This is a genomic window from Planococcus alkaliphilus, from assembly GCF_057031095.1.
Map to the genome: position 1 here is coordinate 3122796 of NZ_CM168060.1, position 12187 is coordinate 3134982.

The window sequence follows — 12187 nt, forward strand, 5'->3', positions numbered from 1 at the left end:
TTCATTAATTCACATCGAATTCGGAAGCCATGTAGCGAGTCCCGGAAACGCAATCATCAAACCGCAGACCACAATCATAGCCACAATAGCAAATACCATTGCGATTTTGAATATCGAGCCTGAATTGATTCCGCTGACGCCTGCTACCGCATAAACGCTGAGGCCAACCGGAGGAGTGATCAAACCAATGGTACAAATAACAGCAATAAAGACGCCAAACCAAAGGACATCAACTTGTAGCTCCTGGATAATTGGCAAGATGACTGGGATGGACATCAAAATGACGGCAGCTCCTTCAATGAACATGAACATGATGAAAAGAGCAGCTGAAATAGCGATTAACACAAGAACCGGTGTATCCATAATCGGTTCGATAAATTCAATCAATTTCCGCGGCAATAAAGATAGCGAAACAAAGCGCCCAAAAATCTGTGCACCAATCATGATAATCATGACCATTCCTGTCAGTTTGACCGTTTCAACAACTGACACTTTAAAGAAATTGAAATTGACTTTCCCAAGAACTAATGCTGCCAGCAAGCCGACAAATGCTCCGACTGCTCCAGCTTCAGTAGGTGTGAAAAGGCCCGAATAAATCCCTCCGAAAATAACGAGAACGATGACAAGAGCGATCACGCTAACCGTAATTAGTCGAAATGCTGATAACTTTTCAGGCGTTCCTGCTGTTTCTTTAATTTCGGGTTCATTCACCGGCACCGTTTTTTTTCTTTCCATACGGAAATACACAAGCATTACTAAGATAAAGACGATCATCGTGAGTATGCCCGGGATAAAAGCGCCGATAAACAAGCTGCCTACAGGCGTCTCAGTCGCGACTCCATATAAAATCAAGATGATGCTTGGCGGAATGATGCCGGATAAAGAACCGCCTGATGAAGCGATTGCACCAGCCAGCGGTGCACTGTAGCCATGTTTTCGAAGCTCGGGAATCGCCACTTGTCCAAGCGAAGCGGCTGTTGCCGTACCTGAACCCGAAACCGCTCCAAGCATCCCTCCAATAATCAAAGTGAGCACCCCGAGAAGACTGTTTTTTCCCTTAGATACCTTATGAACCATATAGAAGATATCCTGTACAAGCCCGGATTGCAGAATAAATTGAGCCATTAAAACGAAAAGGGGAATTGTCGTCAGCGTATAGCTTGCTACCCGGTTAAATGGTTCGTTTCCAAGCAATCCCGGCAGAATGCCGAAGCCCTCCAATAGGATCAAGCCGATGATTCCGCTGGCAAGAAGTACGGAATGAATGTATAAACCCGCAATCAACAAGACAATCATCATTGCTATAATAATTCCAATTACCATTAAATTATCCATATGAGGCCACCCTTCAAAAGTCTGAAAAGAAAAGGGAGCGCGATTTTCATACGCGCTATCCCTTTTGATGGTACTGCTATTCCAAATTCATAATGGCTTCAGGCACTTCGCCGCCTTCTTCAACTAACAGATCTCTCCATTTGATGACAAGTTCATTTCCTGGAAGGCCGTTATCTTCCAAAAGCTTCGCGTAATCTGTCCACGTATCCTCGATCCCTTTGTTAAAGTGGTCTTGGACTTCTTGGTCTAATTCACTGAAATCAACAAATTTGCCGCCATTCGCTTCATTTTCTGGAATGATTGCCTCTGCACGGTCCATCCATTCCTGTGCTCCTGGCTCGAAGATCTCTTCATTTGCCTGTGTCATCGCTTCTTGGACGTTTTCCGGCATCTCTTCCCATTTGTCTTGGGACATTCCGATAAATGCGTTGAAATGACCAAAATTAATGCCGGTTACCGTATAGGTAAAGAGGTCTTGGAAGCCATACCCTGTCCAGTCGGCGATGCTATAGAAAGCACCTTCGAATGTTCCGCGGCTTAATGCATCGTAAATTTCAACTGCCGGCATCGTTACACTGTTGATCCCCGTTTTGGCAGCGTACATTTCATGGATTCGCGAAGGCGTACGAAGTGAAGTACCTTCTACATCGCTTACCGCATTAAATTCATGGCCAGTAGTCGAGATTGAATATTCCTGAGTAGTGGATATAGGGAAAACTTTGAAATCTCCAAATTGCATTTCTGTATACGTTTGCCCATCAGCCAACTCTTCATCACTTTCTAAAAGCTTTTTCCATGCATTCGAAGCGATCAAGGTATCTGAATGATTTAATGGAAGCATGGTTACTTCAGCCATCGGAAATTGGTCTGGCTGATAAATCGGCAATACGAGCGCGACGTCAACTGTACCCGTTTCCAATGCTTCCGCTTCATCTGGCACGGCTACCAGTTCCCCGCCTGTAAAGGTTTCAAATTCTACCTGGCCATCCGTTAGCTCTTCCACCCGCTCCATCCACGGCACCATAGAATTTTCCCACCATGCATGCTGGGCACTTAACCCGGTTGCCGCTCTTAGCGTGATTTTTTCTCCTTCTGCGGCAGATCCTCCAGAATCATCACTGCTGCACCCGCTCAATAACACCGCTATACCAAGACTTGCAACCAGCAACTGCGATTTGAACTTTTTCATTAATTTCCCTCCATCCGTCTATTTATCTTTTTTTCTGTAAAACCGTTTAGTTCAAGCTTCTATTTGCCTGTAAACTGCGGCTCACGTTTCCCGAAGAATGCGGAAACGCCTTCTTTGTGGTCAGCCGTTTGCAAGAGCATCGCCTGGATAATGTTTTCCTGCGTGAAAGCCGTTTCAGCGTGAAGCTCTCCAACATGATTTACTAAGTACTTCACGTATTTGTTGCTGATGGCCGGGCCTTTGATGATAAATTCCGCAAAGCGTTCAGCTTCTTCTAAGACTGGCCCTTCAGAAATCCGGTTGATAATGCCATTTTCATACGCTTCTTCAGCTGAAACGACTTTTGCTGACGAAATCCATTCCTTTGCAATCGGTTTGGAAACTCGTTCAGATAAAGCCTTGATCAGCCCAAGATCAGGAATCAAACCGATATTGGCAAAACTTAAGGCAAATTTGGCCTCTTTATCCGCTACGATGAAGTCTGCAGCCAACGCGATGCTGAATCCAGCACCGGCAGCATATCCGTGAACCGCAGCAATGATGTACTTCTCCGAATCCATCAATTTCTTGGATACACCCGAGATAAATTCCATCCACTTTGCCACTTCCGCAGCACTGGTCAGTTCCTTCATGGAAGCAATGTCGCCGCCTGCAGAAAATGCTTTTCCTTCTCCGGAAAGAATGATCGCTTTAACTTCTGCATCCGCATTTAATGAATCCAAACCTCTAAGCACTTCTTCAGCCAATTCCTTGGATAAAGCATTCAACTTATCTGGGCGATTCAATTTCAAATGCCCGATTCCATTTCCGACACGAATCTCCACTAAATTCCCCATCAGCTTCCCCCTTTGTTTATGGAATCACTACTAATTTGCCGTATGTTTTGCGGTCTCCCAGTAAGTCCAATGCATCCGGTACCCGTTCAAAAGACAGCTCTTCGTAAATCAACGGCTTGATGGCTCCCTGCTCAAAAAGGTCCATCAATTCCAGATGCGCTTTCATCACTTCTTTAGGCATGAGATTCCGGAATAATCCAAAATGGACCCCTACAATCGAATAATTTTTAATCAAAGCGTGGTTTGTCGGAGCATCGGCAATTCGGCCGCCTGCAAACCCAATCACCAAAAGCCGCCCTTCAAAAGCGATGCATTTTCTCGATCGGTCGAATGTATCGCCGCCGACAGGGTCGAAAATCACATTGGCTCCTTTGCCATTTGTCGCTTCCTTAACGATTGAAACAAAATCTTCCGTCCGGTAATTGATGACCTGATCCGCTCCAAGCTGCTTGCAAATTTCCGTTTTTTCATCGCTTCCTGCAGTTGCAATGACTGTGGCGCCCGCTGCTTTTCCAAGCTGGATTGCAGCTGAGCCGACGCCTCCGGAACCCGCATGAACCAGCAAAACCTCGCCTGTTTGAAGGCGTGCCGTCCGGTGAAGAGCAAAATAGGCAGTTTGGTACGTAATGAACATTGCAGCTGCTTCTGAGAATGAAAGAGAATCAGGTATGGGAAAGATGCCTTCACTTTTTACACAAGTCCATTCAGCCAGGCCCCCATTTGGCAGAAGCGGCGTAGCAAGAACCCGTTGTCCAATTTTGAAATCGGCGCCTTCTCCTACTGCTTCAATAATCCCGCCAATTTCTGCGCCTGGAGTAAACGGCAAGGGCGGTTTTTCCTGATACTTCCCTTGGCATTGCAGAATATCGAAGAAATTTAAGGCAGCTGCTTCGACTTTCACCAGTACTTCGTCTGGTCCCGGTTCGGGTTTTGGCTTTTCAATCAATTCCAACGCTTCTTGCGGATCAGCCAATTTTGTCACAGACCACGTTTTCATTCACTAACCTCCTTGTCCTTCCACTTTTTCCTATTGATTGCTTTTCACTTCTTCTTTTAATTGTTCGCGAAGTTCCAGGCGTCCGATGTCACGTAAATGGACTTGGTCGGGACCATCTACTAAACGAAGCGTCCGTGCATTTGCGTAATGAGCAGCAAGCGGGAAGTCTTCCGTCAATCCAGCGCCGCCGAAAACTTGGATGGCCCGGTCGATGACATTCAAAGATACGCGTGGAGCAGCGATTTTGATCATGGCAATTTCTTTTCGGGCAGCTTTCGCACCCTCTTCATCAATTTTATGGGCTGCATGCAGAGTCAATAGACGCGCCTGTTCGATTTCAATCCGGCTTTCGGCAATGATTTCCCGAATGACGTCTTTTTCAGCTAAAGTGGAACCGAATGCGACTCGGCTGTCGGCACGTTTGCAAAGCAATTCAAGTGCACGTTCTGCGGCCCCAATGGCACGCATACAATGATGGATTCTGCCTGGTCCAAGGCGCCCTTGTGCAATTTCAAATCCACGCCCTTCACCTAGCAGCATATTGGATGCCGGTACACGGACATTATTGTAATGGACTTCTGCGTGTCCTTGCGGTGCGTCATCATAGCCGAAGACAGTCAACGGCCGTTTAATTTCGACACCTGGAAGATCGAATGGCACAAGGATCATCGATTGCTGCTGGTGTTTTGGTGCATCCGGATTTGTTTTGCCCATCACGATCGCTATTTTACAGCGCGGGTCCATCGCGCCCGTCGTCCACCATTTTTTTGCGTTAATGACGTATTCATCCCCGTCACGGACGATGCTGCTTTGGATATTGGTCGCATCAGATGAAGCGACATCCGGTTCCGTCATCGAAAAGCACGAGCGGATTTCACCGTTTAGCAACGGTTCGAGCCATTGTTTCTTCTGTTCGTCTGTGCCATATTTGACGAAAACTTCCATGTTCCCCGTATCTGGAGCATTGCAATTAAAAATCTCTGGAGCGATTAAAGAGCGGCCCATGATTTCACAAAGGTGGGCGTAATCATAATTGGATAGCCCAGCTCCATATTCAGGATGGTCTAAGAACAAATTCCACAGGCCCTGTTCTTTCGCTTTAGTTTTTAATTCTTCGATGACCGGTGGAATCGTCCAACGGTCTTCTGCTTCCTCGATGTATTTTTCAACCGTCTTTTCATTCGGATAGACGTGCTCATCCATAAATTCTAGTAATTTCACTCGTAATTCCTGGGCTTTAGGCGATAACTCTTTAAGCATTCTTTTCTCCTCCTACATGTTTTAGTGTATTTTTCAAGATTTTTCCTGATGCATTTCTTGGCAGGCTTTCAATAACTTCAAATTCTTCGGGAACTTTAAATTTAGCTAAGGATTTTCGGCAATGTTCTTTTAAATCCGAAAAGTCTTCTGAATTTAAGGACGGTCCGACAACAAAAGCTTTTACTTTTTCTCCGAAAACAGGATCGGGGATGCCGATTACAGCTGCTTCTACTACATCCGGGTGGCTTTTTAATACATCTTCCACTTCAATTGAGAATATTTTTTCTCCTGCCCGGTTAATCATGTCTTTTTTGCGGTCGCGAATGTAGATATAGCCTTCATCATCCATTATCCCGAGATCTCCTGAATGCCAATAGCCATCGGTAAAACTCGAATGATTGGCTTCCGGGTTATCCCAGTATTCTTTAATAACCATCGGCCCTTTAATATAAAGTTCGCCGGATTCTCCGGGAATGCATTCATTGCCTTCACTATCCATCACTTTAATATCAGCTACAGCTACCGGTTTCCCAACCGAAGTTACTTTAGATTCGGGATAGGAAACCGGCATCAAGGTAGCCGGAGAAGTTGTTTCCGTTGAACCATAGGCATTATGCAATTGAGCATTTGGAAAAGCTTGCTTTAGCATGTTGAATGTTTGCTGATAAATTGGAGATCCGCCAAACGCTACTTTTTTCACAAAATCGAACGAATGATTCTGGAATTTTTCACTTGTCGACATCATGATAAAGATGGTGGGGACGTTGAACAAAAAATTAATTTGATCGGTTAGAATTCTTTCGATATAAGCTTCGTTTTGATAACGTTTCATGCTGTAGACAGTTCCACCAACATAAAGGACATGCAGCAATTGCCCAACGAGTCCCGTCACATGGAACATTGGAACAGCGATCAAAGTTTTCATCGTGTCATTCGTCTCAAATACCCGTTTGTAATTCATCACGCTATGAATGACGTTGATATGGGAAAGGACTGCCCCTTTTGGCCTTCCTGTTGTGCCGGAAGTATACAAGATGAATGCACCGTCTTCTTCTCCAACGTTTGTTTCAGTTAAAGCGGCTTTGTTTTCAAGCAATGGACTGAAAGTATCTTCTCCCTCAATTTCGAATAATTGATAGCCAGCTTCCAAGCCCGCGCTTGCTTCAGCTGCTTGCTCGACTTTCTCTCTGAATTCCTGTTCAGCAATAATCACTTTCGGTTTCGAATGGCCAAGAATGTACTCAATCTCTTCAACGGCCAACTTCACGTTAACTGGAACCATGATTGCGCCAATCTTCGAACAAGCAAAGACTACTAAAGGGAACTCATGGCGATTGCCGATAATTGCTGCCACACGATCCCCTTTTCGAATTCCTGCTTGTTGCAGATTCGCGGCTATAATAGATGAACGTTCATCCAATTCTCTGTATGTAAGTTTATGCTGTTCCGTTACAATCGCATTTTTTTCACTAAACCGCTGAGCGCTTTCCGAAAGAATTTCCGTAATCGTTTGAGGGCGATTTTTGAAAACCTTAATATTTTCCCGCCCAAAAAGATTCATTTCATGAATCTCCATACATTGCCTCCTCTGCTTCGTTGTTAAAATGTAAACCCTTACATTTATAAGCAAAAAAATTAATAATTTAGAATCTATCTTCAAAAATAGTATAAGGGTTCTTTTTTTGAATTACAAGTCAATTTTCAAACGATTTAAAATATTTATTTAATTAACCAGTTTTTTCTTTTTAAAACTTAATGATAAACAAAACAAAGACCCTTTCCGCGTTAACGGAAAGGGTCTTCACTTTGCTTATTCTATTCAGCCAACTCGACGTTGTGGTAAACCTGCTGAACGTCTTCCAAATCTTCAATGGCATCAATCATTTTTTCGAACTGAGCTTGCGCTTCTTCTGGAAGCTCCAATTCGTTTTGTGCAAGCATGGTTAATTCCGCTACTGTGAATTCTGTAATGCCCGCATTTTTAAATGCTTCTTGAACCACATGGAATTGATCTGGCTCAGCGTAAACAATCACAGAGTCTTCTTCTGCGATGATGTCGCGTACATCAACATCCGCTTCCATCAGCAGTTCAAGCACTTCCTCTTCCGTCTTGCCTTCAATGCCGAAGACTGCTGTGTGGTCGAACATATAAGCAACAGAGCCGCTGACGCCCATGTTTCCGCCGTTCTTTCCGAAGGCTGCACGCACATCTGATGCGGTGCGGTTGACATTGTTGGTCAACGTATCGACAATTACCATCGAACCATTCGGCCCGAATCCTTCATAGCGAAGTTCATCATAGCTTTCTTCTGAACCGCCTTTGGCTTTTTCAATGGCCCGGTCGATGATGGCTCTTGGCACACTGTAAGTTTTCGCGCGCTCAAGCACCACTTTCAACGCTTGGTTCGATTCAGGATCCGGTTCCCCTTGTTTCGCCGCTACGTAAATTTCGCGACCGAATTTTGCATATATCCGGCTAGTATTAGCATCTTTTGATGCTTTTTTTTCTTTGATGTTATTCCACTTGCGTCCCATTCTGGTTTCCCACTTTCTTTCAACTTTGAATGTGAAGAACGTTCACTTCTTCTATTATATAATAAAAACCCGGATTTTTTCGAGTTATAGAAATTGAAAAGAAAAATTTGAGAGCTGAACAACAAAAAAATGGACTCCCTTTAATGAGAGTCCCGCTTTGTCTTTCCCTTTTTATCCGTCCGGAAATATTCGGAGAGTTGAATCACCCGAACTTTCCCTGTGTGAAGTTTGTGGTAAATGCCGCGGCTGTCTGTGAACGAAATGTATTGATCCCGTTCGCTTCGGATCAATTGCTCCGCCTCTTCCTGAGATTCCAAGTGGACAAACCTCCGGATGTAATGATTTTCATCGAAAAAGTAAGTGACTTTAAATTCTTTCATAAAAACCACCCCTTAAGTTGAGTATGGCGCTTTTTGATAGAAGTAATTAGGCTTCACTTTGTCGTTCTTATACGGCTTATGGAAAATATGCGTTGTGGCCGGTGACATCGGCGGAATGAGCCAAGCCCAATTGCCGGTAACATCGCGTCCAGCTCCCGCCTCTTTTTTCTCAAAGCTGCTAAACTGCTTAGCAGCTGTGTGATGATCCACAATTGTTACGCCCGCCTCATTGAAAGACTCTAAGACTGCGACATTCAATTCGACAAGCGCCCGGTCTTTCCAGAGCGTCCGGTTCGAGCTTGTATCCGCACCGATTGCTTCTGCTACTGCCGGCAATAAATCATAGCGGTCTTCATCAGCCAAATTCCGCGCCCCGATTTCGGTTCCCATATACCAGCCATTGAAAGGTGCCATTGTATAATGGATGCCGCCGATTTCAAGCTTCATTTCAGAAATAATGGGCACTGCATACCATTTGGCAGCCAATTCGTTAAATCTTTCAAAACTTGGATGCGTGATTTCAACTTCCATCACGGATTCTTTTGGCAGCTCAAATAAACGCGGCGGCTGCCCTTTTACTTGAATGACAATTGGAAGAATATCAAAATGAGTCCCTTCACCTTTCCAGCCCAATTTTTCACATTGCCGGGTGAATTCGATCGAACTGGAGTCTCCAACCACTTTTCCATCTTTTTCATAGCCGGCATAGCGGATCAATTGATGGTTCCAGATGCGCATCTCATCTTCTCCGTCATGTGCAGCCGGGAAGACGGTAATCGTTGGACGGATTTTCCCTTTATTCGTTGCAAAATCAATATGTTTGACCAAGGCTTCAAAAGCGCCTTCAGCTGTTTTTTGTCCACGTTCATCAAAAACCGTCAATGAATTCCAAAATAGCCGGCCGATGCAGCGGTTGTTGTTGCGCCATGCCATCTTCGCTCCATGCTCTAATTCTTCGAACGTATGGCGATAGGTTCCTGTCGCTTCAATTTCCTTGGTTACAGCCTCTAGTCGATCTTCCAGCTCTTGCTCGTTTTTTTCAAGCTCGGTGTAGCAAATCACTAGAAAATCAGCCGCTTCTTCTAGCAAAGCATCCCTTATCTCAATTGCCTTCACGTACATCACTCCTTAGTTTCATCATAACACCTCACCGCTCATATCATAAATGATAGCTCTTTGTTTTTAGGCGTGGATGCAGTAGACTTGAAATAGTTTGAAAATATAAATTAAGGAGATTCCATCCATGGTAAAAGCGATTTTCTTTGATTTGGACGACACGTTATTATGGGATAAAAAAAGTGTGGCTTTGGCTTTCGCTAAAACTTGTAAGCTCGCTGGTGAAATCAGCGGAAGAGACTGCAGCCGCCTTGAAGAAGCGGTAAGAAGCGCGGCAACTGAACTTTACGCCGGCTATGCTACCTATCCCTATACGAAAATGATCGGCATCAATCCTTTTGAAGGATTATGGGGATCATTTGATGATGAAGGCGACGACTTCCAGCAGATGAAAGCCGTGATGCCTGAGTACCAGCGAGAAGCTTGGACCCGCGGACTCGAAAAAATCGGCATTGATGATCCGGAACTTGGCTGCAAGTTAGCCGCCCATTTTCCGGAAGCGAGAAAGCAAAGCCCGGTTCTTTACGAAGAATCTCTGGAAATCCTGGAGCGGTTAAAAGGGCGCTATCAATTATTGCTGTTGACGAATGGCGCTCCTTCCCTGCAAAATACAAAACTTGAGATTACACCAGAAATTGCCCCCTATTTTGATCACATTGTCATTTCCGGAGCATTCGGGCGCGGCAAGCCGGCTCCAGCCATTTTTGAACATGCTTTATCGAAATTCAGCCTGCAGCCGGAAGACGCCTTGATGGTCGGCGATAACCTCCTGACCGATATTATCGGCGCCGAAAAAGCCGGCATCCGTTCTGTCTGGATCAACCGGGAAGCTAAAGCTCCCCACGAAACCATTCTACCTACATACGAGATCAAACACCTCCAGGAATTGCTGCCGATTCTGGAACACATCAAAAAAGCAGAAAAGCTCTAAAGAGCCTTTCTGCTTTTTGCTTATAGATTAATCGCTGTCACTTCTTCGATTTCGGCTAAGTTTTTCAATTGCTCGAGGCTTGATTGCTGGGCTGCTTTATCGATGGACAGCATCATGATAGCGGCTCCGCCTTCATTCGAACGGCCCACTTGCATCGTCGCAATATTAACGTCTTCTGTCCCAAGCAACGTCCCGACGCGTCCGATTACTCCAGGACGGTCATTGTGCCGAATGAACAGTAAATGCCCTTTCGGCACGACATCGACGATAAAATCATCAACTTTGACGATACGTACGCCTTGTCCGTTCAGTAAGGTTCCAGCTGCTTTTCGAGTACCTTTTGCCGTTTTCACTTCCACTGTTATCAGATTCGTGAACCCTCTCGATGTGGTAGACTTGCTTTCGTTGACCGTAATCCCTTTCTGGTTGGCCAGATACATCGCATTGACATCATTCACATGCGTACCGAGATGGCGCTTCAATAAGCCTTTTAATGTATTGCGGGTCAGCGGGCCGACTTCCATATTCGCCAGTTCTCCGGAATATTGGATGTTCACTTCTTCTGCGGTGCCATCAGCCAAATCGGTCAAAAATATTCCCAGCCGTTCTGACAGGTCGAAATAAGGTTCGATCTTCGCCATGATTTCTTTTGGCACAGAAGGCAGATTCACTGAATTGCGCGCTGTCCCTGAAGTTAAGAAACTGATAACGTCTTTACTGACATCAACAGCGACGCTTTCCTGCGCTTCAATGGTACTTGCACCGAGATGGGGCGTTGCCACCACTTCCGGCAAGTCCAGTAAACGAAAATCGACCATTGGCTCCTGTTCGAATACATCAAGTGCCGCACCGGCTACTTTTTTTGATTTGATGGCATTGTATAAAGCATTCTCGTCAATAATGCCCCCGCGAGCGCAATTGACGATTTGCACGCCGTCTTTCATGAGCTTAAATGCCTCTTCATTAATCAGGTGCCGCGTCTCTTTCAATAAAGGTGTGTGGACGGTGATAAAGTCCGCCGCTTTTAACACTTCTTCCACTGTTCCAAAATCAATGCCCTGCTTCTCCGCTTTTTCTGCTGTCAAAAAAGGATCATAGGCAATGACATTCATCCGCTGCCCTTTTGCCCGTGCGGCTACTTCTGCACCAATGCGCCCGAGGCCGACTACGCCAAGCGTCTTGTTTTTAAGTTCCACGCCTACATATGATTTGCGGTCCCAATTTTTATTGCGCAGCGCATGAAAGGCTTGAGGAATTTTCCGGGCCATCGACATCAGCATGGCTATCGTATGTTCGGCAGCTGAATTGGTGTTGCCGTCTGGTGCATTTACTACGATAATGCCGCGTTCAGTCGCTGCTTCCAGATCAATATTATCCACGCCAACTCCTGCACGGCCAATGATTTTCAAGTTCGTCGCTTTTTCAATAATTGCACGCGTCACCTGCGTCTGGCTTCTGACTAAGAGCGCATCAAAATCGCCGATCCGTTCCCCTAATTGTTCAGGAGTCAATTTGGTTTCCATAGTAATTTTGAACCCCTCTGCCTGGCGCAAAGGGTAGATGCCGTCTTCGCTTAGCGGATCACTGATTAAAATTTGAAAAGCCATT

The 12187-nt window shown here is 45.2% G+C and carries 11 protein-coding genes; 1 reads left to right on the plus strand and 10 read right to left on the minus strand.

Going from position 1 to position 12187, the window contains the following annotated elements; genetic code table 11:
- Positions 1 to 9: 9 nt before the first annotated feature.
- From AC2EXB_RS16270 to AC2EXB_RS16310, 9 genes are all read right to left on the minus strand, one after another.
- A complete protein-coding gene (locus tag AC2EXB_RS16270; protein WP_483602354.1) occupies positions 10 to 1335 on the minus strand; it encodes a TRAP transporter large permease in 1326 nt (441 codons plus the stop codon).
- Positions 1336 to 1411: 76 nt separating this feature from the next.
- The gene (dctP, locus tag AC2EXB_RS16275) at positions 1412 to 2524 is read right to left on the minus strand and encodes a TRAP transporter substrate-binding protein DctP (protein WP_483602355.1); all 1113 of its coding nucleotides are present in this window, start codon (positions 2522 to 2524) and stop codon (positions 1412 to 1414) included.
- Positions 2525 to 2583: 59 nt separating this feature from the next.
- Positions 2584 to 3360 carry an enoyl-CoA hydratase/isomerase family protein gene (locus AC2EXB_RS16280; protein WP_483602356.1) on the minus strand — a complete coding sequence of 259 codons (777 nt, stop codon included), beginning with the start codon at positions 3358 to 3360 and terminating at the stop codon, positions 2584 to 2586.
- 16 nt (positions 3361 to 3376) lie between these two features.
- Positions 3377 to 4357 (minus strand): NADPH:quinone oxidoreductase family protein, encoded by a 981-nt coding sequence (locus AC2EXB_RS16285; RefSeq protein ID WP_483602357.1) that lies wholly within the window; start codon positions 4355 to 4357, stop codon positions 3377 to 3379.
- Between the two features lie 30 nt (positions 4358 to 4387).
- A complete protein-coding gene (locus tag AC2EXB_RS16290) occupies positions 4388 to 5617 on the minus strand; it encodes an acyl-CoA dehydrogenase (RefSeq protein WP_483602358.1) in 1230 nt (409 codons plus the stop codon).
- Entirely contained in the window at positions 5610 to 7193 is a 1584-nt protein-coding gene (locus AC2EXB_RS16295; protein WP_483602359.1) for a class I adenylate-forming enzyme family protein, read from the minus strand. The genes AC2EXB_RS16290 and AC2EXB_RS16295 overlap by 8 nt, the downstream gene beginning before the upstream one ends.
- Before the next feature lie 239 nt (positions 7194 to 7432).
- A complete protein-coding gene (locus tag AC2EXB_RS16300; protein ID WP_483602360.1) occupies positions 7433 to 8152 on the minus strand; it encodes a YebC/PmpR family DNA-binding transcriptional regulator in 720 nt (239 codons plus the stop codon).
- Positions 8153 to 8292: 140 nt separating this feature from the next.
- Complete coding sequence (locus tag AC2EXB_RS16305) at positions 8293 to 8532, minus strand: hypothetical protein (protein ID WP_483602361.1); 240 nt, start codon at positions 8530 to 8532, stop codon at positions 8293 to 8295.
- A gap of 12 nt (positions 8533 to 8544) precedes the next feature.
- Positions 8545 to 9639 (minus strand): nitric oxide synthase oxygenase, encoded by a 1095-nt coding sequence (locus AC2EXB_RS16310; RefSeq protein ID WP_483604774.1) that lies wholly within the window; start codon positions 9637 to 9639, stop codon positions 8545 to 8547.
- Between the two features lie 136 nt (positions 9640 to 9775).
- On the opposite strand from AC2EXB_RS16310, the gene AC2EXB_RS16315 reads away from it, so the two are divergent.
- Positions 9776 to 10579 carry an HAD family hydrolase gene (locus tag AC2EXB_RS16315; RefSeq protein ID WP_483602362.1) on the plus strand — a complete coding sequence of 268 codons (804 nt, stop codon included), beginning with the start codon at positions 9776 to 9778 and terminating at the stop codon, positions 10577 to 10579.
- 20 nt (positions 10580 to 10599) lie between these two features.
- Here AC2EXB_RS16315 and serA read toward each other — a convergent pair whose 3' ends face one another.
- Positions 10600 to 12186, minus strand: coding sequence for a phosphoglycerate dehydrogenase (gene serA / locus AC2EXB_RS16320; RefSeq protein ID WP_483602363.1), 1587 nt, complete (start codon positions 12184 to 12186; stop codon positions 10600 to 10602).
- Position 12187: the final 1 nt, after the last annotated feature.